The following is a 21,772-nucleotide window of genomic DNA, read 5'->3' on the forward strand; positions in this document are numbered from 1 at the left end:
TCTCCTGTGTAACGCGCTCGACAGCATCCACAAGGTGCTCATCACGCGCATGCGGCAGGCCAGGAGTGGGGCAATGGGAACTATGGAACGTTATTCGAAAGTGGGCATGCAGGAGCTTGATCAGCGCCTGTCGAAGATCGTCGAAGCGGCGCGCAAGAAGCCGGTGTCGGTCTATCGCTACGGTGCTCCCTGGGTGTGGATCGTGTCCCAGGAAGATTGGCAGGGCGCGTTGAAAGAGGTCTCCAGCTATATCCCCGCCGGTCATTCCCTGGTGCTGCTGCGCCCGCAGATCGACGAGGCGCTCGACCAGCACCGCGACTGGCTGGCGGCCGAGCCGTCGATGACGATCGCGCCGCAGACCGTGCTGCAGATCCTGTTGCTGCAATTGCTGTATTCGGTGCCCAGCGAGCAGCAACTGCATGAACAACTCAATTACAACCTGTTGTTCCGCTGGTTCGTCGGCCTGGGGTTGAACCAGAAGGTCTGGAGCATCCAGGTGTTGACCCGCGACATCGCCACGCTGCTGAGCAACCCGCGCGCGGTGCAACTGATTCAGAAAATCATCGGTGAAGTGTTCTGTGGCGCCTTGCTGCACATGCCGGAGTTCTCCTTGAACTTCGCCCTGTTGCACACCTGGCTGGCACGGCATGGCAACCCTGCGATCGCCAGCCATTGAACCGGCCAGACGCAGTGCAAAGCGCGGCGACGCACAACATAACTAGTTCAGGGGGCGGTGTGGAGCATCTGTTCAAATCAACGCTGGCGCTGTGCGGCCTGGTGCTGTGGAGTGCGGTTCAACCGGCGCTGGCCGAGGGCGACGCCCCGGTACGCCGGGTGGACGTCAACGAGTACTTCGTGCGCGGCAATACCGTGCTCGACGCGGCGACCATCGAGGAAGCGGTGTACCCGTTCCTGGGCCCGCAAAAGACCCTGGACGATATCGAAGGCGCCCGCGATGCGTTGCAGAAGATCTACCAGGCGCGCGGTTACCAGTCGGTGTTCGTCGAGCTGCCGGAGCAGAAGGTCGACGACGGTATCGTCTATTTGCAGGTCAGCGAAACCAAGGTCGGCCGGGTGCGCGTGGTGGGCGCCAAGCATTACTCGCCGGTGGAGATCCGCGAGCAGGTGCCGGCCCTGGAGGAGGGCGCCGTGCCGGACTTCGCCAGCGTGCAAACCCAACTGGCCGGCCTCAATCGCGGCACGGGGCGCCAGGTTACGCCGCTGGTGCGCGAAGGTCAGCGGCCCGGCACCATGGACGTGGACCTGCAAGTGGAAGACCAGAACCCCTGGCACGCCAGCCTGGGGCTGAACAACGACTACAGCGCCGACACCGAGAAGCTGCGTTCGGTCGCCACCCTGGGCTACGACAACCTCTGGCAATTGGGCCACAGCATTTCCCTGACCTACTTCACGGCGCCCCAGGACACCGAGAACGCCAAGGTCTGGTCGGCCACCTACAGCGCGCCGCTGGATGAGCGCTGGACCTTGCAGTTCTCCGGTTATCAGTCCGACAGCAACATCGCCACCATCGGCGGCAGCAACGTGCTGGGCAAGGGGCATTCGTACGGAGTGTCGGCGATCTACAACCTGCCGGCCGCCGACAACTGGGCCAACTCGTTCTCCCTCGGCGTGGATTTCAAGGACTTCGACGAGCAGCTCAACTTCGGCGCCAGCGGCGATCAAGTGCCGCTCAAGTACGCGCCGTTGACCCTGGGCTACAACGGCTATCGCTACACCGAACAGTCCCAACTGGGCCTGGGCCTGAACCTGGTGGTCGGCACCCGTGCGTTCTTTGGCTACGGCAGCGACGACGACGCATTTGCGTACAAGCGCTACAAGGCCAGCGCCAGTTTTGCCGTGCTCAAGGGCGACCTGAATTACACCTACACCTTCGCCAACGACTGGCAATCGGCGTCCAAGGCCGGCTTCCAGCTGGCCTCGGGGCCGCTGGTGTCCAACGAGCAGTACTCGGCCGGGGGCGCCACGTCAGTGCGCGGCTATCTGGCGGCCGAGCGCACCGGGGACGAGGGGTATTTGCTCTCCCAGGAACTGCGCACGCCGTCCCTGGCCAAGTTCCTCGGCAGTTATGTGCAGGAGTGGCGCTTTTACGCCTTCGCCGAGGGGGCGCGCCTGCGTCTGCACGACCCGCTGCCCGAGCAAGAAGACGAATACAGCCTGGCCAGCGTCGGCCTGGGCACCCGCGCCAGTTTGAGCAAATGGTTGTCCGGCAGCCTGGATTGGGGCTACCCGCTGCTCGATGGACCGAACACCCAGAAACAGGACTCGCGGCTGCACTTCAGTGTGCAGGCGACTTTCTGACTTTTTCTTCCGGAGACTTCACCCATGCAACGCCTATTTCTGAGCCTGTTGATCTGCCTGGGCTTCGCGCTCCCGGCCACCGCCCACGCCTGGTGGCAGGATGACTGGCATTACCGCAAACAGATTTCCGTGGACACCACCGCCCAAGGCGCCGCGATCAACCAGGCCCTGGGCCGTACCGCGCTGCTGGTGCGCCTGCATACCGGCAATTTCAGCTTTGACGGGGTCAAGGAAGACGGGGCCGACCTGCGCTTCGTGAGTGCCGATGACAAGACCGTGTTCAACCACCAGATCGAAAGCTTCGACCCGTTGATGGGCATGGCGCTGATCTGGGTCGATGTGCCCAAGGTCGAAGGCGGCCAACGCCAGGACATTTGGATGTACTACGGCAACCAGAAGGCCCCGGCCACCGCCAATGGCCAACTGACCTTCGACCCCGATTACACCGCGCTGTACCACTTCGACGGAGCCCCGGCCACACCGCCGCGCGACACCACGGCCTATGCCAACACCGCGTCGAACGCCACCGGCAGCAGCATCGACGGCGTGATCGGCCGCGCGCTGCAATTTGGCGGCCAGGCGCTGTTGCTGCCGGCCAGCCCCTCGCTGCAACACGCTGCCGGCGCGGCGTTTACCTTCAGTGCCTGGCTGCGTCTGGACCAGGCCAGTGGCGAGCAGATCGTCCTGGCCCGCCGCGACGGTGCTCACAGCCTGCTGCTGGGGTTGAACCAGGGTGTGCCGTTTGTGGAAGTCGATGGGCAACGTGCGGTGTCGACCCAGCCGTTGAACCCCGGCCAATGGCAGCACCTGGCGTTCACCGCCGAGGGCGCCAATGGGCTGCTGTTTGTGAACGGCCGCGAAACCGCACGTCTGGGCGTGGCGCTGCCGGCGTTCAATACGCCACTGGCCATCGGCGCCGACCTGCCGGACGCCGCGAGCAGGCACCTGCCGTTCGCCGGGGCTATCGATGAGCTGCGCCTCTCCAAGGTGGCGCGGCCGGCGGCCCTGTTGCTGGCCGATGCCAGTGCCCAGGGCGCCGAGTCCAAGCTGGTGGCGTATGGCGTGGATGAAGAACAGTCCGGCTTTGGCTTCGGCAGCTTGGGCTTTTTGCTCAACGCGGTGCCGGTGGATGCCTGGGTAATCATTCTGGTGCTGGTGGCGATGATGGTGCAGTCGTGGTTCATCATGCTGCGCAAGAACCGCCAGGTCAGCCGGGTCAGCCGCGCCAACGAAGCGTTCCGTGAGCAGTTCGCGCAAATCGGCACCCGCCTGGAAATGTATTACGACGATGCGCTGCTCGCCGAGCGCCTGAGCCACTCCTCGCTGTGGCGCCTGTATTGCGTGGCGGTCAAGGAAATCCGCACCCGCCGCGCCCAGGGCGCTGACACCTCGTCGGTCTCGGCGGCCACCATCGAAGCCATCCGTTGCTCCATGGACGGTGTGCGCACCCGCGAAAACCAGGCCCTCAGCGCCAAGCTCTCGACCCTGTCCAACGCCATCGCCGGCGGCCCGTATATCGGCCTGCTGGGTACGGTGCTGGGGATCATGGTGGTGTTTCTCGGCACGGCCATGGCCGGTGACGTCAATATCAATGCCATCGCCCCCGGCATGGCGGCGGCCTTGCTGGCCACGGCCATGGGGCTGTTCGTCGCGATCCCGGCACTGTTCGGCTACAACCGCCTGATCACGCGCAACAAGGAAGTCAGCGCCGACATGCGGGTGTTCGTCGACGAGTTCATCACCCGCCTGGCCGAGATGCACGGCGAAAGCCAGCACAGTGAAGCGGAGCATCGGCGCGCGCCGCACGCATCTGTTCCGGCCTGAGGAGAATCGCCATGGCTTCCGTAAATGCCTCCCACGACGATGACGATGACGCCGCCGTCGACAGCATCAATATCACGCCCCTGGTGGACGTGCTGATGGTGGTGCTGGTGATGTTTATCCTCACCGCCACCGCCCAGGTGTCGGGGATCCAGATTCACCTGCCCAAGGCCAGCGCCTCGGTGTCGTTATCGGAGGCCAAGACCAAGGCCATCTCCGTCAACGACGGCGGCCAGGTGTTTCTCGATGCCTACCCGGTGACCCTCGGCGAGCTGGAAGAGCGCCTGCGTATCGAAAAAGCGCTGAACCCGGACTTCCCGGTGATCGTGCGCGGCGATGCCATGGTGCAGTACCAGAAAGTCATCGAAGTGCTCGACCTGCTGCGCCGGTTGGAGCTGTCCCAGGTCGGGCTGGTCACCGGCAAACCGAGCCAGGGCTGAGCCATGACCGCACAGATGCCGATCACACCGCCGACCAAGACCCCACGGCCATTGCGCCCACTGAAGTGGGGCGCCGGCCTGCTGCTGGGCGCCGTGGCCGCCTGGTTGTTGTGGCAGTGGGCCAACGACATGAGCGGCGTACGCCGCGAGGCGCCCAAGGTGCCGACCATCATTCCGTTGCCGCCTCCGCCACCACCGCCGCCGGAAAAACCCAAGGAACCGGAGCCCAAGGTGGAAGAAAAAATCCCTGAGCCGGAGCCGACTCCGGCGCCGGAAGAGGTCAAGCCGGCCGAGGAAGCACCGCCGTCACCGGCCGATGACCTGGCCAACCCGATGCAGATCGACGGCGACGCCCAGTCCGGCACCGACGGTTTCAACATCGGCGCGGGCAAGGGCGGCGGCATGGCCGGGTCCGGCGGCGGTGGCCTGGGTACCGGCACTTACAAGCAATACCTGGCGGGCGTGTTTCAACGCTTGCTGCGCGACGACCCCGAGCTGCGCAAGAAGGCGTATGCGGTGCAGGCGGATTTATGGCTGAACGCCGAGGGGCAGGTGGTGCGCGCCGAGCTGGTCAAGTCCAGCGGCGATGCCCAGACCGACGCCCAGGTGCTGGCGGCGCTGCGTGCGCCCCATGCCACACAGCGAGTGCCGGCGGCCGTGACCATGCCGGTGCGCCTGGCGCTCAAGGGCCGTCGCCCGGATTGATCGAACCCTTTTTCTACGGTTTTTTACAGGAGTTGCGTACACATGATTTCCCCCGTGAATCGACTGACCCTGGCGGTCGGCATGGTCATCGCGACCCTCGTCGGCACCGCGGCGGCAGCGCCGGTGGCGCCCTCGGAAAACGTCACCGTCAACCTGATCCGCCTGTTGGTGCAGCAAGGTGTGCTCACCCAGGACACCGCCAACGGCTTGATCGCCCAGGCCGAAAAAGAGGCCCAGCAGGCGCGCCAGGCCAATGCCGCGCCGGTGGTCGCCAGCGGCCCGCCCACTGCGCCTGGGGATGTGCGCGTGCAGTATGTGCCGCAGGCGGTGCGCGACCAGATCCGCGACCAGGTCAAGGCTGAGGTCATGGCCACCGCCAAACAGGAAAACTGGGCGCAACCCAACACGTTCCCGGACTGGGTGTCCCGCGTGAGTTTCGATGGCGATATCCGCTTGCGTGACGAGTCGCGTTACTTCTCGGGGCGCAACGACGACACCATCACCGACTACGCCAAGCTCAACGACAACGGCCCGTATGACGTCAACCCCAGCTCCAATACGCGCTTCCCGCCGTTGCTCAATACCCGCGAGGACCGCTCCAACCTGTTCCGCCTGCGCGCACGCCTGGGCATGAAAGCGGTGATTTCGCCGGAGTGGACCGCGGGCATTCGCCTGGGCACGGGCTCGGACAACAACCCAGTGTCCACCACCCAGACCCTGGGCGGTGGCTTTGGCAAAAAAGACATCTGGCTCGATCAGGGTTACCTGAGCTGGAAAGCCGCCGACGGGGTGACGCTGACCGGCGGGCGGATCGGCAACCCGTTCTATTCCACCGACATGATGTATTCCAACGACCTCAACTTCGACGGTGTGGCGGCGATCTTCAATCACCGGCTGAACAACGAATGGGGCCTGTTCGGCACCCTTGGCGCTTTCCCCGTGGAATACACCTCCGACACCGCCAGCAGCAACGGCATCGACAAGGAAAGCAGCGACACCAAGTGGCTGTTTGGCGGGCAGATCGGCGCGGACTGGAAGATCAACCGCGCCAACACGCTCAAGCTCGCGGCGGCCTATTACCAGTTCCAGGACATCGAAGGCGAGCGCTCCAGCCCGTGCAGCCCATGGGCCGGTCAACCCGGCTGCGACACCGATGGCTCGCGGGTGGCTTTTATGCAGAAGGGCAACAGCGTGTTCAACCTGCGCAATATCACGCCCAACCCGGCCACGCCCGGCACGACGCCGGAACCGCAATACGTCGGTTTGGCCTCCAAGTTCAACGTGCTGGACCTCAACGCGGTATGGGACAGCGAGTTGCCCAGCGACTTCAAGCTGCGCACCCAGGCCAACTTCATCCACAACCTGGCCTACGACAAGGGCGAGATGCTCAAGCGCAGCGAAGGCCAGATCGTCAACAACATCAACAGCAACGGCCAGTTTGAAAGTGGCGGCAATGCCTTGATGGTTTCGTTCACCCTCGGCAGCGCGCTGGAGATGCGCAAGCGCGGCGACTGGAACCTGTTGGCCGGCTACAAGTACATCCAGCCCGACGCCTTGCCAGACGGGTTTAACGACTCCTCGTTCCACTTGGGCGGCACCAACGCCAAGGGCTATTTCATCGGCGCCAACTACGGCATCGAAAAGAACATCTACGCCAGCGCCCGTTGGTTGAGCGCCTCGGAAGTCTATGGCCAGCCGTTCGAAGTCGATGTGATGCAACTGGAACTCAACACGCGCTTCTGATGCGCACGGAGATGCCCCATGAACACGCGAATCTGCGGGTTGTTATTGCTGCTGGTCGCCGGCGCGGCCTCGGCCGAAGGCATGGAGGAGCGCCTGCGCACGCAACTGCGCAGCACCACCCAGCAATTGCAGGCCCTGCAAAGCGAGCAAGCCCAGGCCAGTGCCGCGCGGCTGGCCGCCGAAAACCAGGCCAAGCAGGCCCAGGTGCAAATCCAGCAACTGACCGCCGAGCTGAACAAGGCGCGCGGCGTGGCCGAGCAACTGGCCGGCCAGCAACAGAGCCTGCACAACCAGGCCCAGGCCCAAGTGGCGGCGAGTAACGAGCAGATCGGCAAGTTCAAGAAGGCTTATGACGAACTGCTGGTGCTGGCCAAGGGCAAGGAGGCCGAGCGTGCGCGCTTGCAGGCGCAATTGGCCGAACGTGACACACAAGTGCAGCAATGTTCAGTCAAGAATCAACAGATGTACGGCGTGGCCCGGCAGCTGCTGGCGGCCTACGAAAAAATCGACGTGGCCGAGGTGATGAGCATCCGCCAGCCCTTCGCCAGCAGCGCGCGGGTCAAGTTCGAAGAACTGGCCCAGGGCTTTGGCGACGATTTGTACAAGAGCCGTTTCGATGCGCCCCAGGCGGGCGCCCACCCCTGATCGACAAGGAAGCACCGAACATGAACGCATTGATCAATCACGTCACCGCCCAGAGCCTGACCGAATTGCTGCAAGAGGCCGGCTACCGGGTCAATCAGACCGACCAGAACGGCATCGTGCAATTGCTCAGCGCCAGCCAGGGCATCGGGTTTGCCGTGCGCTTCGGCAACCCGGCGACGGAGCAGGGCGCCTATGTGGATTTCACCTACAGCTGCGCTCTGCGGGTGCAGGGCCAGTTGCCTGAGGGCCTGGCCCAGGTGTGGAACGCTTCGCGCCGTTTCGCCCGGCTGTCGCTGCAAGGCGAGTTTTTGCTGATGGAAATGGACGTGGTGGTGGCGGGTGTCGCGGCCACTCACCTGCGCAGTCAGTTGGAATTGTGGGACCGCCTGTTGCAGGAGTTTATCGTCTACCTGCGCGAATACAGCCAGAACGCCGCGCAGCTGCAGGCGCAAAGCGCCGCTCCGGCGGTGGCTGAAGAGGAGGTGGCAACGCTGTGAAAAAGCCAACCCTGATGGTCGGCGCGGGTGCGCTGGCCCTGTTGGTGGTGGCCGTGGGGTTGAGCCTGCGCCCGGGCAGCGACCCGGTCGCCGCACAAGCCCCGGCGCCGGTGGCCAGCCCCAGCGTTGCGGGCCCGGCGGTGGCGCGTCTGGGCAACCAGCAGATCGACCCGCAAGAGCTGAAAAGTGTGCTGGCCAGCCTGCCCGCCGAAACCCGCGAGCAACTGCGCGGCAACCGCGGCGCGCTGGAAATCTGGATTCGCTCGCGCCTGGCGCAGAAGGCCGTGCTCGAACAGGCCGACGCCCAGGGCTGGCGGCAACGCCCGGAGGTCGAGCAACAGACTCGCGCCGCCACTGAGCAGATTGTGTTCCGCGATTACATGCTGTCGGTCAGTCAGGTGCCGGCCGATTACCCCAGCGCCGCCGAATTGCAGCAAGCCTATGACAGCGGCAAGGCGCAATGGGTGACGCCGCCGTTGTACCGCGTCAGTCAGATCTTCCTCAGCGTGAATGACCCGCAAAGCCTTGAGACGGTACGCCGCCAGGCCCAAGAGCTGAGCCGCAAGGCCCAGGCCGCGCCGGCGGATTTCGCCGCCCTGGCCACGCAGTTTTCCCAGGACCCGGACACCGCCGCACGCGGTGGCGATTCGGGCTTGCAACCCTTGCAACAACTGGTGCCTCAGGTGCGCGAGACGGTGGCGCGCCTCAAGGTCGGCGCGGTTTCGGACGCGGTGCAAAGCGCCGCTGGGTTCCATGTGCTCAAACTCACCGCCCAGCAACCGGCGCGCACCGCCACCCTCGACGAGGTGCGTGAACGCTTGACCCAAGCCCTGCGTGCCCAACGCCAGGAGCAGATCGCCAAGGCTTATCTGGAGGGCATGCTCAACACGGCGACCCTGAGCATCGACGGCGCCGAACTCAACAAAGTGCTGGAGTAACACGCGGCAAGCGGCATTGGATGCACCGACCCACAAGACAAGGAGTCTGCCATGGCATTACTGGAACCGTCCGGCCCACAGGGCACCGCCGCCTATCGCGTGCCCGCCGAGTCGCGGCGCAATTGGCTGGCATTGGCCGATGAGATCGACCCGGAGGTGGCGCGCTATTTCCTCGTGAGCGCCCGTTGCGGCTGTTTTATGCAGGCGGCGCGCAGTTTGAACGTCAAGGCAACCCTGCTGCGCAAACGCCTGGCGCAACTGGAAGAACAGCTGCGCCGTGGGCTGTTCAGCTACCACGGCAACGGCCTGGTGCTCAGCCGCGACGGTCAGCACTTGCAGGCGCAACTGCTCGCCTTGGCCAATGAGCGGCGTTTACCGGTGGTGGAGCAGCCGCTGATTCGCCTGGCGGTGGCCGCGCCGATTCTGCATGACATCCTCGGGCGCGACCTGATCGCCTTGCTGCGACGCAACGCCAGTGTGCGCCTGGAGATCATCGCCCTCGACAGCCATCTATCCCTGCACGCGGTGGAGGCAGACGTGGTGCTGTGGCTGGCTGATATGGACGAGCGTGCATCCGGCCCGAGTTTTGCCACCCACGCGCCCCAGGCCCTGGCGCGCCTGCGCTACCTGCCGCATATCGCCAAACGTTATTCACGCCTGACCACCCGCCCGGACAGTGTGGAAGACCTGGATGACTACATGCTGGTGCAATGGCAACCCGATGCCCAGGTCGATGCGCTGCAACCGTGGAACCAACTGGTGCAGCAACGGCTGGCCGCCATGGTGCAGGTGCACGCTTATGCGCTGATGCTGGAAATGATCCGCTGCGGCGCCTGCATCGGTCTGTTGCCGCAGTATATGAGCAGTGTCGACCGCGGCCTGGTGGCCCTGCCGGGGTTACTGGCCGACAGCATGCAGCGCCAGGTCTGGTTGGCGGTGAATGCGCAGGTGCGCCACCCCGAAGCGGTGCAGATGATCGTCGAGCTGATCGTCGGAACATTTGAGGGGCGGCGCGACTGGTTTGACTAGTGCCATCGGGCAGCCGTCGTTGCGTCCTGGCGGCAACTGCGCCAGGCTTGCCGGTCTTGACTGCTGCGTTGGAGCCGCCTGCGATGCGCGCCACCCGTTTGACCCTGATCTGCCATGCCGTCACCCCCCACCAAAAGCAGGGGCGCTTTGCCGATGACGAGTCGGTGCTTATGGATTGGCAAAGCGCGGCGTTATCCCTGGCCGACCAATACGGCCCAAATTCGCAACTGTTGAGTGGGCCGGAGGCGCGTACCCGGCAGACGGCGGGGTTGTTCGGCGCGGCGGTGCAGATCGACCAGGCCCTGGGCGATCTCGATCTGGGGCATTGGAAGGGCCGGGATATTGGCCGGATCGAGCCGGCCCAGTTGAGTACCTGGCACACCGACAGCGCCAGTGCGCCCCATGCTGGCGAGTCGGTCGACCAGCTGCGCGCGCGGGTGGCGCTGTGGCTGAAGTCCCTTGAAGGGCAACCGGGCCATGTGGTGGCCGTCACCCATCCGTTCGTGATTCGTGCCGCGCTGCTATCGGTTATGGCGTTGCCGATGTCGATGTTCTACCGCATCGATGTCGAGCCACTGTCGGCCACCGAGCTGCGCTTCAATGAGGTGTGGCGCCTGCGTCTGGAAACTCACGCCCAAGCCATGAACATGGCAAAATCCACGCCCCGCACTGAGAGCACCCCATGAAACGCATCCTGATCATCGGCATTGGCGCCGGCAACCCTGACTACATCACGATGCAGGCCGTGAAGGCGCTGAATCGCACCGACGTGTTTTTCCTGATGGACAAAGGCCAGAGCAAAGACAAGTTGATCGACCTGCGCCGCGAGATCTGCGAGACCTACATCACCGAACCCGGCTACCGCTTCGTCGAGGCCGACTGCCCCGAGCGCGTGCGCGGCGATATCGACTACGCCACCGCCGTGCAAGACCTGAACCGTGACAAGCAAGCCACCTTCGAGCGCATGATCAACGAGGAAATGGCTGATGGCGAAGTCGGTGCGTTCCTGGCCTGGGGCGACCCGGCGCTGTATGACAGCACCATTCGCATCCTGCAGGCGATCTTGGCCAGTGGCCGATGCGTGTTCGAGTTCGAAGTAATCCCCGGCATCACCAGCGTGCAGGCCCTGGCGGCCCAGCATAAGGTGGCGTTGAACCGCATCGGCAAGTCCGTGGAGATCACCACCGGGCGACGCCTGGCGGCGGGGCAGGCCAGCGATGCCGATACCCTGGTGGTGATGCTCGACGCCGAAGACTCCTACCGCACCGTTGCCGATCAAGACCTGGACATCTACTGGGGCGCCTACCTGGGCACGCCGGATGAAATCCTCATCAGCGGCAAAGTGGCTGACGTGGCCGAAGATATCCAACGGGTGCGCAAGGCCGCGCGCCAAGCCAATGGCTGGATCATGGACACCTATTTGCTGCGCAAACCCTGAGGTAACGCCCGATGTTCAAACTCTTTGCCCTGGCGCTGGCGATGATGGCCGGCGCCGCCAATGCCGACACCGAGCTGCACACCGACTTGCCCCTGGCCTATCTGGAACAGACCCAGAGCGAGGCGCGCAACCAGCCGCTGGTGATTTTCCTGCACGGTTTCGGTAGCGACGAGCAAGATCTGTTCGGCATCAAGGACGCGCTGCCGTCGACGTGGACTTACCTGTCGGCACGCGCCCCAATGCCGGTGGCGCCCAGCGGTTATCGCTGGTTCACCAAGACCCCGGGTGAGGGCGAATACGACGGCGAGATCGCCGACCTGCAGCGCAGTGCCGCGCTGATCCAGGACTTCGTGGGCCAGGCCACCGCCAAATACCATACCCGCAGCGATCGGGTGTTCCTGATTGGGTTCAGCCAGGGCGCGATCATGGCGTATGAAGTGGCGTTGCGTGATCCGCAGCGGGTGCGTGGCATCGCAGCGTTGAGCGGCAGCGTTCTGCCCGTGCTCAAGGCTGAGCTCAAGCCCGATCCGCGCTTGAATGAACTGGCGATCTTTATCGGCCACGGCACCTTGGATCAGGCGCTGCCCTACGCATCGGCGACGCGGGCGGACGAGGTGTTGAGGGGGCTGGGCCTTAAACCGTCGTTTCATGGGTATCCGGGGATGCCGCATACCATCAGCGAGGCGGAAGTGCAGGACGTGAAGCTGTGGTTGGAAGACAGCCTGAAGTAATGCCTGAGCTAACTTTTGGGGCGCACTTCACACCGCCATCGGGGGCAAGCCCCCTCCTACAGTAGGTCGAGAATGTGGGAGGGGGCTTGCCCCCGATGGGGCGATACTCATCTTCTGCACAACTAGCAAGTCGGGTTATTTGCCGCCGGTGATTTGCTTGACCAGTGCCGCATGACCCTTCGCGTCGTCGGCCCGAGAAATCGCTTGGATCACCAGCAGATGGTTGCCCGAACCGCCAAGGAACGTGGAGTTGAGCGTCTTGCCGCCGCCCTGGGTGGCAGTGCTGTCCACCTGGCGCAGGCCGAGGCCCTTGAAGGTGAGTTTTTTCTCGCTCAGTTTCTTGAAGTCGGGCAGAGCGGCGCTCTGGTCCTTGACGAAGCCGGCCACGGCGCCATCGAGGAACTGCGGGTCGTTGTCCTGGATGTCGATAGCGTCGTTGCGTACGGTTTCGGCGACGATCACCACACTTTTCGTGGTCTGGTTGGCGTACATCGTGCCTTGGGTGACACCGCTGCCGTCCTGGGCCTTGTCCGGCGGCAGGGTGTCGGCGGCATAGGCCTTGGGCAGCGTGAAGCTGAACTTACCGCCCAGGGTGGTGATGGTTTGCGTGGTCGGTTTGGCGGCGGCAAATACGCTGCCGGCGGTAAGCGCAAGGGCCAGCAGGACGGCGGTCTTGGTGAAAGTGGCCATGAAGCGCTCCAGGGATAAACGAAATTGCGGCGTATTCTGTCAGAAATTTCGCAAGATCGTTTATCCCTCACCTCACACCTTGTCGGACTCTTCCTCAAGTCGGTCCATTTCAAACAGCCGCGCCAGCTCTGCCCGGGCTTCCTGGGCGGTCTGCATGACTTTGGCGGCGTCGTCGTACACCGCGTGTTGGGCGGCGAGCACTTGCTGGTCGTGGTTCTTGAAGCGCGCGATGCGCGCATCGGCCTGGGCCTGGCTGAGCCCCAGGCCGACCAGGGCGCGGCGGCTCATTTCCAGGCTGGAGTAGAAGGTCTCGCGCACCGGTGAGGCGTCCAGGTCCACCAAGCGATGGACGTGCTGGCGGTTACGGGCACGGGCGATGATTTTCATGTGCGGGTAGAGGTTGCGTACCAGCTCGGCGGTCTTGATGTTGATCTCCGGGTCGTCCATGGCGATCACGAAGAACTCCGCCTGGTCGACCTTGGCCGCGTGCAGGATCTCGGGGCGCTGCGGATCGCCGTAGAACACCGGCATGCCGCCAAAGCTGCGGGTCAATTCGATGGTTTCCACCGAAGTGTCGAGGGCAATAAAGGAGATGTTCTGCGCGCGCAGGATCCGCGCCACGATCTGGCCCATTCGGCCCATGCCGGCAATGACCACGCGCGGTGCGTCGCTTTCGATGGCGCGGTATTCCTCGGGCACTTCCACCGGTTTGACCTTGGGCCTGAACAGCTTTGGGCACACCAGCAACAGCAGCGGCGTGACGGCCATGGACAGGGTGATGGTCAGCACCAGCACGTCGTAGAGGTGCGGCTCGAACAGGCCCTGGTCGCGGCCGATCTTGAACACCACGAATGCGAACTCACCGCCGGCCGCCAGCACCACGCCCAGGCGCAGGGCGCTTTCGCGATTGAGATCGCCCACCAGACGGCCGACCGCGTACAGCAACGGCAACTTCAGACCGATCAGCAGCAGGGTCAGCCCGATCACAATCAACGGTGAGCTGAGCAGCAGACTGAGGTTGGCGCCCATGCCCACGCTGATAAAGAACAGCCCCAGCAGCAGGCCCTTGAACGGTTCGATCTGCGCTTCCAGCTCGTGGCGGTACTCCGAATCCGCCAGCAGCAGGCCAGCGAGGAAGGCGCCGAGGGCCATGGACACGCCCGCCAGTTCCATCAGCCACGCCGTGCCGATCACCACCAGCAGTGCGGTGGCGGTGGACACTTCGCGCAAGCCGGTCTTGGCGACGATACGAAACACAGGGCGCAACAGGTAGCGTCCGCCGACGATTACCACGGCGATGCTGCCGAGGATCTGCAACACATGCTGCAGGCCCTGGGCTTCAGTGGTGGGGTGATCGCTACCGGCCAGCAGCGGCACCATGGCAATCAGCGGGATCGCGGCGATGTCCTGGAACAGCAGGATCGCGAAGGCCAGACGACCATGGGGCTGGTTCAGCTCCTTGCGTTCGGCCAGGCTTTGCAGGCCAAACGCCGTGGACGACAGCGCCAGGCCAAGGCCCAGCACGATGGCGCTGTTCCATGTCTGGCCAAATAGCCACAGTGCCACCACGCCCATCACCAGACCGGTCAACAGCACTTGGGCCAGGCCGACGCCGAACACCGCCTTGCGCATCACCCATAAGCGCTTGGGCGACAGTTCCAGGCCAATGATAAACAGCAGCAGCACCACCCCCAGTTCCGAAAACTGCGCCACGCTTTGCGGGTTGCCGATCAGACCCAGCACCGACGGGCCGATGATCACCCCGGCGAACAGATAGCCCAGCACCGCGCCCAATTGCAGGCGTTTGGCCAGGGGCACGGTGAGCACAGCCGCGAGCAGAAACACCACGGCTGCTTGTAACAGGTTGCCTTCATGGGGCATTGCGAACTCCAAAATCTTCAAAACCAATCAACAGGCGGGTATTAGAGCGCTTTTTACAGGATGAGAATTGTGTTTTTGCTGCGTAGCAGGTGGCGACCTTCCCGGATGGGCAGGGGAAAATCGATAACTTCGCCAGTTGGGCGTTTTGCCATCGCCTGAGCCTGTCTCGGGCTTATGCATGGAGGCCGAGCATTAGAAACGGCCACGCCGGTCAGGATTCACCTTGCCGTCACTCACAGTTTGTTACTATCGCCGTCCCTCGTTACCCGGAGTCTTTACCCCATGCAGCACCAGTGGGATGACATGCACCGCACCCGCAAGCCCACGTTTCTGCTGTGCGGCGAACCCCAGGGCGAGGTGCTCAATCTCTACGTGCATGGGTATTCGGCATTCTTCAACCGGCAGCAGTTGGGCAATTTCACGCAACAACTGGCCGGCATCGAAGGCTCGACCAACCTGATGCTGTTCTGGCCAGCGGGACATTTTCTGGAGAACCTGTTCGCGCCGTTCAAGGACGTGATCACGGCCATGCTCGGCGGCGGTAGCCTGGGCGCGGCGACAGTGGGGGTAGGCAAGGCCATTGCCTATTTCCTCGATCACTACAAGAGCGTTGAGGCGCGGGTCGATGAAGTGGCCAAGAGTTTGCTGCCTGAATTGGCCAGCTACCTGCAGCAAGCGTCGTTGCCGGTGCAGCGTATCAACCTGATCGGGCATTCCCTGGGCGCGCGGATTCTGGTCAAGAGCCTGCTGGCCAACCCGGACACCGCTCGCGAGTTGCCGCTGGACAACCTGCTGCTGATGGGCGGGGCGATCTGCACGTCGAGCCCGTGGGATGAGGTGTCGGCGCTGCTGAAAGGGCGGGTGATCAACTGCCATTCCAGCAAGGACTGGGCCCTGGCCATCAAGCCGGACACCGAGCGTTGCATCGGCCGCTATCCGATCCCGGTCACCCCTGCGCTTAAAGCCAAGGTCTGCAATGTGCACCTGGCCACCTTCGATCACGCGGCTTATTGGCCGCAATTGCGAACAGTGGTGCAGTACACCGACCTGCTGCACGAGCGGCGCGGCATGATCCGTTCAGACCAGCGCAGCAGCGAAGTGCGCTTTGCGGAGGAGGACGCGGATCTGTATACGGCCCTGGTGCAAGGGCGGCCGGAGGAGTTGAAGTTTCTGGCCGAGCTGCTGGCGCAAAAACGCAGTGCCTCGATCGACGCCACGGTGCGTGACCCGCTCAAGTTGACCATCGCCTTGCAACGCATGGGCGGTGACAGCTTTATGAACCTTGCCCGTGGCCATGGCGTGAGCTATCGGCAAATTGCCGACGATGTGGCGCAGCGCGTGGGCATCACATTCGACGCGCCACTCGAAACCCTGGCGTTGGCTGACCTTGAGGCCCGGATCGCGGAAAAACTGATCGCGCAGTACAAAGACAAACTCAGCAACGCCGACCGGCTGGTGTTCGATGCGGAACTCAAGGTGGCCGCGCAGAAAGAGCAGGGCGTCTTCAGTCGTTTCGACAAGGGGCGTTCGGCCGCCGCAGCATTGAGCGGCACCGCCCTGGCCGGGTTGACCGGTTTTATCCTGCGGCGTGGGGCGGCCACGGCTATTCCGGTGGTGGGCCAGGCGTTGGCCGCCGCGATGCTGCTGGTAACGGGTGTGCGGGCGTTTTCCGGCCCGGCGTATTCGGTCACCACCCTGGCGGTGCTGGTGATCGGCGCGATTCGCCAGCGCATGGAGCGCGAAGCGCTGAATCAGGAGCTGGACCTGGTGGTGCAGGTGGTGGAAGCGTATGACCTGCCTCGGGAGACGGTGATGCGCACGGTCGCGTCCGACTGATAAGCTGCACGCTTGTCGAGTGCGTTTGCCTGGGATACCGCGTGAAATTCAGCCTGCCAAAAATCGCTACCGCCCCTTTTTGCCCGCCGGAAGTGGCCGGCTCCGTCATCGTTGATCCCAAGGCGTCGTTTTTCAAGCGCGCCCTGATGTTCGCCGGCCCTGGGCTATTGATCTCCATCGGGTATATGGACCCGGGCAACTGGGCCACGGCCATCGAAGCGGGCTCGCGTTACGGCTACAGCCTGTTGTTCGTGGTGTTGCTGGCCAGCCTGGCGGGCATGGCGGTGCAGTGCCTGTGCTCGCGGTTGGGCATCGCCACCGGCAAAGACCTTGCGCAACTGTGCCGCGAACGCTACAGCCGACGCTCGGCGCGCACCCAGTGGGTGCTGGCGGAAATCTCCATCATCGCCACCGACCTGGCCGAAGTGCTTGGCTGCGCCCTGGCGTTTCATTTGCTGCTGGGGGTGTCGCTGACCACCGGCATTGTCATTACCGCATTCGATACCTTGTTGGTCCTGGCCCTGCAAAACCGCGGTTTCCGTCGCCTGGAAGCGATCATGCTGGCGTTGGTGGCGACCATTGGCGTGTGTTTCTTTGTCGAGCTGGTGCTGATCAAACCCCATTGGCCCGAGGTATTCAGCGGCTTCGTGCCGTCATTGTCGGCGATCAGCGATGCGGCGCCGCTGTACTTGGCCATCGGCATCCTGGGCGCCACGGTGATGCCCCATAACCTTTATCTGCACAGTTCCGTGGTGCAAACCCGCTTGATCGGCAAGGACCTCGCCAGCAAACAGGACGCGGTGAAGCTGGCGCGCATCGACACCATCGGCTCCCTGGCCCTGGCCCTGCTGGTGAACGGCGCGATCCTGGTGTTGGCCGCCGCCGCGTTTCACCAGACTGGCCACACCGATGTGGTGGAAATCCAGGACGCCTATCACCTGCTCGACCCTCTGGTCGGCGGCGCCTTCGCCAGTATTCTGTTCGGCATCGCCTTGCTGGCGTCCGGACAAAGTTCGACCTTTACCGGCACCATCGCCGGGCAGGTGATCATGGAGGGCTACCTCAACCTGCGCATTCCCTGCTGGCAACGCCGCCTGATCACCCGTGGGCTGGCGCTGATCCCGGCGTTTGTCGGGGTGTGGCTGATGGGCGATGAGGCGATCGGCAAACTGCTGGTGCTCAGCCAGGTGGTGCTTAGCCTGCAATTGCCGTTTGCGCTGTACCCGTTGATTCGCATGACCGGTGACAAACAACTGATGGGCCCCTTTGTGAATCGGCTACCGACGCGTTTGCTGGCGTGGCTGCTGTTCGCACTGATCAGTGGCGCGAATGCGTGGTTGATTGGGCAGTGGTTGTTCTGAATCCAGGCATCGTCACACCAGGATCACCCATGCAGTGTATTGAGTCAGGCGCAGGTCGGCAGTCAACAGTTTGATCGGCTCATTCATAGCGGTTGCGACGATCAGGCGATCGAACGGGTCCTTGTGGTGATGGTCGAGATTTTTTACCGCGATGGCGTGCTCTGAGGTGATGGGCAGTTCCAGGAAGCCACTTTCCAGGCAGTATTCACGCATTTCTTCCAGGTCCACATCGAGTTTTCCCAGGCCGACCTTGATCGCCATTTCCCAGAATGTCGCAGCGCTGATGTAAATCTCTGTGGCACTTTCGATCAGTTTTCGGGCCTTGTGGGATAACTTCGAGTGGTCGCACAAGGCCCAGAGCAGGATATGAGTGTCCAACAACACTCTCATGGAAGGCTGCCCTCAATCGTAGATAGCAACTCATCTGGCAGTGGATCATCGAAGTCATCGGGGATCTCCAGCTTTCCTTTCATGGCGCCAATCCGCCGACGTTGCGCGTCCTTTGGCCAGCTATAGCCAAAACCCTGTGAACTATCGGAAACGGACCCAGCATTTACCGCAGCGGCCCGCTCAGTGCGTGAGTGTTTTTTATAGGTCAAGCCCATGGCGCCTCTCCTGAAAAGATGTCGCCAAAGTCTGCCGTAACCCGTACTTGCCCTTAAATAGTGGCCCGTGAAATCAGAACGAGCCTACTTTTTTCCATCAGAAAAATCCTCAACAGTCGCACGCCTCGTCATAGGTACCGGTCACCTGTCCCAATACGGCACTGCGCCAAAACACTCCACAAAGTAATCGATCACCGTACGCACCTTCAGCGACAGGCGCCGGCTGCCCGGCCACAACGCGGCGATCTGTTGCGGTTCGAGGGTGGTTGCCACTTCGTAGTCGGTCAGTACCGCCTGCAAGGTCCCGGCACGCAGGCTGTCGCCAATCAACCAGGAGGGGAACACCACCAGCCCCAGGCCCTGTTCGGCGGCGTGGGTGAGGGTGTCGGCGTGGTTGCCGGTGATGGGGCCTTTGACGCTGTACGGCGTCCAGTCGCCCTGGGCGCGGCGAAAGAACCAGCGTTGCTGGCCGGTGACGCCTTTGTAGGCCAGGCACTGGTGCTGGACCAGTTCGTCGGGATGACTGGGCGTGCCGTGCCGGGCCAGATACGCGGGGCTGGCGGCGATGCGAAAGCGCTGCGGCGCGAAAATACGCGCCTGCATGCTGGAGTCGTTGAGCACGCCGATACGAAACAGCAGGTCGGTACCGTCCTGCAAGGGGTCGACGTAGGTGTCGGTTTGCTGGATATCCAGTTGCAGCTTCGGATAGCGCCGGCATAACTCGCCCAGCCATGGCGAGAGGTGGCGCTGGCCGAACACCATCGGCGCGTTGATGCGCACCAGGCCGCTGGGTTCGCGCTCCTGCTCCTGCAGGGCTTGCCCGGCGGCTTCCAATTGCTCCAGCACCAGGCGCGCATGCCGCCCGAGCAGGCGCCCGGCCTCGGTGGGGCTGACCGCGCGGGTGTGGCGATACAGCAACTGTTGCCCGAGGGCCTGCTCCATTAATTGGATCTGCCGCGATATCGAAGAGGGCGCCAGGCCCTCGCGACGCGCCACTTCGGAAAAACTGCCGTGGTCCAGCACCGCGACAAATAGGCGCAACGCCTTGAAACTCAGCTCATTCAAACCCTGCATGGCGGCTCCGTACTGTGCGTTTTGCGCAAAGGTGTTGTCCGCATACTCCCATTTATCGCACAGCGCGGCCACCGGATAATCCCCGCCATCTTTTCAATCTTGAAACGCGGGTGATGTATGCAGGCAAGTTCCATCGAAGACGCGGCCCAGGCCAGGCCGAAAAGAAATTTATTGCGCTTGCTGCTGTTGCCGCTGGTGATCCTGGCCGGCATGGGCTTATCGGTGGAAGCCGGTTTGCTGGGGCCGTTGGGCGAGCAGGTGGGGCATTTGTGGGCGACCTTAAGCATTTTCGGCGTGGGTGCGGCGATTCTGTTTTTGCTGCTGTTGTTCAGTGGCCCGCAAAAAGGCCCGGCGCTCACCGAACTGCCGCGCTGGCAGTTGATCGGCGGCTTCCTCGGGCCGATGTACGTAGTGGTGTTGACCCTGGCCACGCCGCACATCGGCATTGCAATGACGATGATCGCGATCCTCTCGGGGCAGGTGGGCAAGAGCGTGCTGATTGACCATTTCGGCTGGTTCGGCACGGCGCGCAAGCGGGTTAATGGCGAGCGCTGGATCGCGCTGGCGTTGATCGTGGCGGCACTTGTTTTGATTGCACGAGGGTAAGGCGATGAATCTGATTTTTTTACTGATATTGGTGATTGCCGCCGGCGCGGTCCTCAGCGTGCAGGCGGCGATTAATGGCCGCCTGGGGCAGACAGTCGGCGTGCTGCGCAGCAGCCTGTTGACCTTCGCGGTCGGTGCATTGACCACGGCGCTGTTGATTTTCTTCTTTGAGCCGGCCCAGGCCGTAAGCCTGCTGGACGTGCCGAAGTGGCAATTGACCGGGGCGTTGTTCGGCGTGGTGTACATGATGGTCATGGTGGGCGCGGTGCCGGTGGTCGGCACGGCGGTGGCCACCGTGGCGGTGATCGTCGGGCAATTGGGCATGGGCATGCTGATCGACAATTTCGGCTGGCTGGGCAACCCGGCCATCGAACTGTCCGGCAGCCGTCTCGTCGCCATGGCCTGTCTGGCCTTGGCGCTGGTGTTCATGTACCGCAGCAATACGCGCACCGACTGATGGTTGGAACGATCCGCGCAGGCTGGCAGTCAGTGCTTATGGTGCCGGCGCTCGCCGCACCGTGACGACCATGAACGAGGAGTCTGACCATGCCAGATCAAACCTGTGCCTGCCCACACTGCAAATGTGTGCTGGGCGTCGATGCGGTAATGAAGGACGGTAAGGGTTATTGCTGCCAGGGCTGTGCCGAGCACCATGCCCACGGTGAACCTTGTGCTTCGGCCACGGGGTGTGAGTGCGCCAAATCGGCGAAAACCTGAAGGCGCCGTAAGTTCGGTGATGGTGGCGAGCAGCCTTGCTCGCCACGCAGGCCTCCAGGCGTTACTGGGTCTCCAGCTCCAACCGCAGGCTATGGTCGGCCAGGCGCTGACGGTCTTTGACCACGGCGCTGGTGCGTCGACCCTCCAGTGCGAACACCACGGTCTGCGCGTCTTGAAGATCTTCAGGTAAAGGCTGGAACACGTCGAGTACCAGCCAATCGGGTGTGTGCTGAAGGCTGACCTGACATTCGGCATGTTTGGCCAGCGGACCGAACAGGGTGTCTTGGGTGTAATCGATCCGCGCCTTGCCGTTGACTCTTTGCGGTAAAACCATGGGGTTATCTCCTTGTTCACGCCTGGGCGCGCGCGTCCGAGCGGCGCCATTGCACATTCTGGATGCCGTATTTCTCAGCCTGGGCCGGGCTGGTTTTTTTCACCTGTTCCCGCGCGAAGCGGCCAATACGGCCGACGCCCGCGTCACAACTGGCCCAATGCCAGGCTTCCAGCATGTCGAGTTTTTCCAGGCGGATAATGAATGACTTGGCTTCGCCATGAAGGGTGTAGTCGATCACAAACAGTTTTGCGTTATTCATGGGGCCATCGTCCCTGGTGGTGTAAGCAAGTGATCCTGGGGCGCGCTAAAAATTCACTCGGACTGTCGAGCGGTGCTGTTTACCATGGCGGCTCATTCGCCAC

25 protein-coding genes are annotated in these 21,772 nt (G+C 63.1%); 18 read left to right on the forward strand and 7 right to left on the reverse strand.

Annotated features, from left to right (window positions below):
- Positions 1-82 precede the first annotated feature (82 nt).
- From ABX75_RS25590 to ABX75_RS25650, 13 genes are all read left to right on the forward strand, one after another.
- Positions 83-676 carry a transposase gene (locus tag ABX75_RS25590; RefSeq protein ID WP_034096922.1) on the forward strand — a complete coding sequence of 198 codons (594 nt, stop codon included), beginning with the start codon at positions 83-85 and terminating at the stop codon, positions 674-676.
- A gap of 59 nt (positions 677-735) precedes the next feature.
- Complete coding sequence (locus tag ABX75_RS25595; protein WP_034096923.1) at positions 736-2,319, forward strand: ShlB/FhaC/HecB family hemolysin secretion/activation protein; 1,584 nt, start codon at positions 736-738, stop codon at positions 2,317-2,319.
- A gap of 24 nt (positions 2,320-2,343) precedes the next feature.
- Complete coding sequence (locus ABX75_RS25600; protein ID WP_047882893.1) at positions 2,344-4,143, forward strand: DUF2341 domain-containing protein; 1,800 nt, start codon at positions 2,344-2,346, stop codon at positions 4,141-4,143.
- A gap of 11 nt (positions 4,144-4,154) precedes the next feature.
- Complete coding sequence (locus tag ABX75_RS25605) at positions 4,155-4,580, forward strand: biopolymer transporter ExbD (RefSeq protein WP_010211136.1); 426 nt, start codon at positions 4,155-4,157, stop codon at positions 4,578-4,580.
- Between the two features lie 3 nt (positions 4,581-4,583).
- Positions 4,584-5,285 carry an energy transducer TonB gene (locus tag ABX75_RS25610; RefSeq protein WP_034113041.1) on the forward strand — a complete coding sequence of 234 codons (702 nt, stop codon included), beginning with the start codon at positions 4,584-4,586 and terminating at the stop codon, positions 5,283-5,285.
- A 42-nt stretch (positions 5,286-5,327) separates the two neighbouring features.
- Positions 5,328-7,028, forward strand: a complete 1,701-nt coding sequence (locus ABX75_RS25615) for a putative porin (protein WP_047882894.1) — start codon at positions 5,328-5,330, stop codon at positions 7,026-7,028.
- Between the two features lie 18 nt (positions 7,029-7,046).
- A complete protein-coding gene (locus ABX75_RS25620) occupies positions 7,047-7,673 on the forward strand; it encodes a hypothetical protein (protein WP_047882895.1) in 627 nt (208 codons plus the stop codon).
- Positions 7,674-7,693: 20 nt separating this feature from the next.
- Complete coding sequence (locus tag ABX75_RS25625) at positions 7,694-8,170, forward strand: YbjN domain-containing protein (RefSeq protein ID WP_034138689.1); 477 nt, start codon at positions 7,694-7,696, stop codon at positions 8,168-8,170.
- Positions 8,167-9,108: a peptidylprolyl isomerase gene (locus tag ABX75_RS25630; RefSeq protein ID WP_047882896.1), complete on the forward strand. Its 942-nt coding sequence runs from the start codon at positions 8,167-8,169 to the stop codon at positions 9,106-9,108. Before ABX75_RS25625 ends, ABX75_RS25630 begins: the two co-directional genes overlap by 4 nt.
- Before the next feature lie 51 nt (positions 9,109-9,159).
- Positions 9,160-10,137 (forward strand): LysR family transcriptional regulator, encoded by a 978-nt coding sequence (locus ABX75_RS25635; protein ID WP_047882897.1) that lies wholly within the window; start codon positions 9,160-9,162, stop codon positions 10,135-10,137.
- Positions 10,138-10,220: 83 nt separating this feature from the next.
- Entirely contained in the window at positions 10,221-10,823 is a 603-nt protein-coding gene (locus ABX75_RS25640) for a histidine phosphatase family protein (protein ID WP_047882898.1), read from the forward strand.
- On the forward strand, positions 10,820-11,575 hold the full coding sequence (gene cobF, locus ABX75_RS25645) for a precorrin-6A synthase (deacetylating) (RefSeq protein WP_047882899.1): 756 nt from the start codon (positions 10,820-10,822) through the stop codon (positions 11,573-11,575). The genes ABX75_RS25640 and cobF overlap by 4 nt, the downstream gene beginning before the upstream one ends.
- 11 nt (positions 11,576-11,586) lie before the next feature.
- The gene (locus tag ABX75_RS25650; RefSeq protein WP_047882900.1) at positions 11,587-12,306 is read left to right on the forward strand and encodes an alpha/beta hydrolase; all 720 of its coding nucleotides are present in this window, start codon (positions 11,587-11,589) and stop codon (positions 12,304-12,306) included.
- Positions 12,307-12,441: 135 nt separating this feature from the next.
- Here ABX75_RS25650 and ABX75_RS25655 read toward each other — a convergent pair whose 3' ends face one another.
- Entirely contained in the window at positions 12,442-12,996 is a 555-nt protein-coding gene (locus tag ABX75_RS25655) for a hypothetical protein (RefSeq protein ID WP_034096933.1), read from the reverse strand.
- 72 nt (positions 12,997-13,068) lie between these two features.
- Positions 13,069-14,877, reverse strand: coding sequence for a monovalent cation:proton antiporter-2 (CPA2) family protein (locus ABX75_RS25660; protein WP_034096934.1), 1,809 nt, complete (start codon positions 14,875-14,877; stop codon positions 13,069-13,071).
- A gap of 282 nt (positions 14,878-15,159) precedes the next feature.
- Between ABX75_RS25660 and ABX75_RS25665 the strand changes: the two genes are divergently transcribed.
- A complete protein-coding gene (locus tag ABX75_RS25665) occupies positions 15,160-16,713 on the forward strand; it encodes a DUF726 domain-containing protein (protein WP_047882901.1) in 1,554 nt (517 codons plus the stop codon).
- A 41-nt stretch (positions 16,714-16,754) separates the two neighbouring features.
- Positions 16,755-18,074, forward strand: a complete 1,320-nt coding sequence (locus tag ABX75_RS25670) for an Nramp family divalent metal transporter (protein ID WP_034096936.1) — start codon at positions 16,755-16,757, stop codon at positions 18,072-18,074.
- Between the two features lie 12 nt (positions 18,075-18,086).
- Here ABX75_RS25670 and ABX75_RS25675 read toward each other — a convergent pair whose 3' ends face one another.
- The 3 genes from ABX75_RS25675 to ABX75_RS25685 form a co-directional block, all read right to left on the reverse strand.
- The gene (locus tag ABX75_RS25675; RefSeq protein ID WP_047882902.1) at positions 18,087-18,464 is read right to left on the reverse strand and encodes a type II toxin-antitoxin system VapC family toxin; all 378 of its coding nucleotides are present in this window, start codon (positions 18,462-18,464) and stop codon (positions 18,087-18,089) included.
- Entirely contained in the window at positions 18,461-18,679 is a 219-nt protein-coding gene (locus tag ABX75_RS25680; RefSeq protein WP_034096938.1) for a hypothetical protein, read from the reverse strand. Before ABX75_RS25680 ends, ABX75_RS25675 begins: the two co-directional genes overlap by 4 nt.
- Positions 18,680-18,820: 141 nt before the next feature.
- Positions 18,821-19,753 (reverse strand): LysR family transcriptional regulator, encoded by a 933-nt coding sequence (locus ABX75_RS25685; RefSeq protein ID WP_047882911.1) that lies wholly within the window; start codon positions 19,751-19,753, stop codon positions 18,821-18,823.
- Positions 19,754-19,870: 117 nt separating this feature from the next.
- Between ABX75_RS25685 and ABX75_RS25690 the strand changes: the two genes are divergently transcribed.
- The 3 genes from ABX75_RS25690 (at position 19,871) to ABX75_RS28830 (ending at position 21,076) form a co-directional block, all read left to right on the forward strand.
- Positions 19,871-20,359, forward strand: a complete 489-nt coding sequence (locus ABX75_RS25690) for a DMT family transporter (RefSeq protein ID WP_034113053.1) — start codon at positions 19,871-19,873, stop codon at positions 20,357-20,359.
- Between the two features lie 4 nt (positions 20,360-20,363).
- Entirely contained in the window at positions 20,364-20,816 is a 453-nt protein-coding gene (locus tag ABX75_RS25695; protein ID WP_034096940.1) for a DMT family transporter, read from the forward strand.
- Between the two features lie 89 nt (positions 20,817-20,905).
- Complete coding sequence (locus ABX75_RS28830) at positions 20,906-21,076, forward strand: metallothionein (RefSeq protein ID WP_080758716.1); 171 nt, start codon at positions 20,906-20,908, stop codon at positions 21,074-21,076.
- A gap of 61 nt (positions 21,077-21,137) precedes the next feature.
- Here ABX75_RS28830 and ABX75_RS25700 read toward each other — a convergent pair whose 3' ends face one another.
- Together ABX75_RS25700 and ABX75_RS25705 are read right to left on the reverse strand one after the other, a co-directional pair.
- Complete coding sequence (locus tag ABX75_RS25700; RefSeq protein WP_034113054.1) at positions 21,138-21,410, reverse strand: hypothetical protein; 273 nt, start codon at positions 21,408-21,410, stop codon at positions 21,138-21,140.
- A gap of 16 nt (positions 21,411-21,426) precedes the next feature.
- Positions 21,427-21,669 carry a DUF6555 family protein gene (locus tag ABX75_RS25705; protein ID WP_034113055.1) on the reverse strand — a complete coding sequence of 81 codons (243 nt, stop codon included), beginning with the start codon at positions 21,667-21,669 and terminating at the stop codon, positions 21,427-21,429.
- Positions 21,670-21,772: the final 103 nt, after the last annotated feature.

The organism is Pseudomonas sp. ARP3 (assembly GCF_001029595.1).
Classification (GTDB): Bacteria; Pseudomonadota; Gammaproteobacteria; order Pseudomonadales; family Pseudomonadaceae; genus Aquipseudomonas; species Aquipseudomonas rhodesiae.

What these genes read in the sequence shown, in the direction of transcription:
- ABX75_RS25590 (WP_034096922.1), top strand. Translation starts at nt 83, where the DNA reads ATGGAACGTTATTCGAAAGTGGGCATGCAGGAGCTTGATCAGCGCCTG.
- ABX75_RS25700 (WP_034113054.1), bottom strand. Translation starts at nt 21,410, where the DNA reads ATGGTTTTACCGCAAAGAGTCAACGGCAAGGCGCGGATCGATTACACC.
- ABX75_RS25680 (WP_034096938.1), bottom strand. Translation starts at nt 18,679, where the DNA reads ATGGGCTTGACCTATAAAAAACACTCACGCACTGAGCGGGCCGCTGCG.
- ABX75_RS25605 (WP_010211136.1), top strand. Translation starts at nt 4,155, where the DNA reads ATGGCTTCCGTAAATGCCTCCCACGACGATGACGATGACGCCGCCGTC.
- ABX75_RS25665 (WP_047882901.1), top strand. Translation starts at nt 15,160, where the DNA reads ATGCAGCACCAGTGGGATGACATGCACCGCACCCGCAAGCCCACGTTT.
- ABX75_RS25705 (WP_034113055.1), bottom strand. Translation starts at nt 21,669, where the DNA reads ATGAATAACGCAAAACTGTTTGTGATCGACTACACCCTTCATGGCGAA.
- ABX75_RS25640 (WP_047882898.1), top strand. Translation starts at nt 10,221, where the DNA reads ATGCGCGCCACCCGTTTGACCCTGATCTGCCATGCCGTCACCCCCCAC.
- cobF (WP_047882899.1), top strand. Translation starts at nt 10,820, where the DNA reads ATGAAACGCATCCTGATCATCGGCATTGGCGCCGGCAACCCTGACTAC.
- ABX75_RS28830 (WP_080758716.1), top strand. Translation starts at nt 20,906, where the DNA reads ATGCCAGATCAAACCTGTGCCTGCCCACACTGCAAATGTGTGCTGGGC.
- ABX75_RS25685 (WP_047882911.1), bottom strand. Translation starts at nt 19,753, where the DNA reads ATGCAGGGTTTGAATGAGCTGAGTTTCAAGGCGTTGCGCCTATTTGTC.
- ABX75_RS25610 (WP_034113041.1), top strand. Translation starts at nt 4,584, where the DNA reads ATGACCGCACAGATGCCGATCACACCGCCGACCAAGACCCCACGGCCA.
- ABX75_RS25650 (WP_047882900.1), top strand. Translation starts at nt 11,587, where the DNA reads ATGTTCAAACTCTTTGCCCTGGCGCTGGCGATGATGGCCGGCGCCGCC.
- ABX75_RS25675 (WP_047882902.1), bottom strand. Translation starts at nt 18,464, where the DNA reads ATGAGAGTGTTGTTGGACACTCATATCCTGCTCTGGGCCTTGTGCGAC.
- ABX75_RS25695 (WP_034096940.1), top strand. Translation starts at nt 20,364, where the DNA reads ATGAATCTGATTTTTTTACTGATATTGGTGATTGCCGCCGGCGCGGTC.
- ABX75_RS25615 (WP_047882894.1), top strand. Translation starts at nt 5,328, where the DNA reads ATGATTTCCCCCGTGAATCGACTGACCCTGGCGGTCGGCATGGTCATC.
- ABX75_RS25635 (WP_047882897.1), top strand. Translation starts at nt 9,160, where the DNA reads ATGGCATTACTGGAACCGTCCGGCCCACAGGGCACCGCCGCCTATCGC.
- ABX75_RS25620 (WP_047882895.1), top strand. Translation starts at nt 7,047, where the DNA reads ATGAACACGCGAATCTGCGGGTTGTTATTGCTGCTGGTCGCCGGCGCG.
- ABX75_RS25660 (WP_034096934.1), bottom strand. Translation starts at nt 14,877, where the DNA reads ATGCCCCATGAAGGCAACCTGTTACAAGCAGCCGTGGTGTTTCTGCTC.
- ABX75_RS25600 (WP_047882893.1), top strand. Translation starts at nt 2,344, where the DNA reads ATGCAACGCCTATTTCTGAGCCTGTTGATCTGCCTGGGCTTCGCGCTC.
- ABX75_RS25690 (WP_034113053.1), top strand. Translation starts at nt 19,871, where the DNA reads ATGCAGGCAAGTTCCATCGAAGACGCGGCCCAGGCCAGGCCGAAAAGA.
- ABX75_RS25655 (WP_034096933.1), bottom strand. Translation starts at nt 12,996, where the DNA reads ATGGCCACTTTCACCAAGACCGCCGTCCTGCTGGCCCTTGCGCTTACC.
- ABX75_RS25625 (WP_034138689.1), top strand. Translation starts at nt 7,694, where the DNA reads ATGAACGCATTGATCAATCACGTCACCGCCCAGAGCCTGACCGAATTG.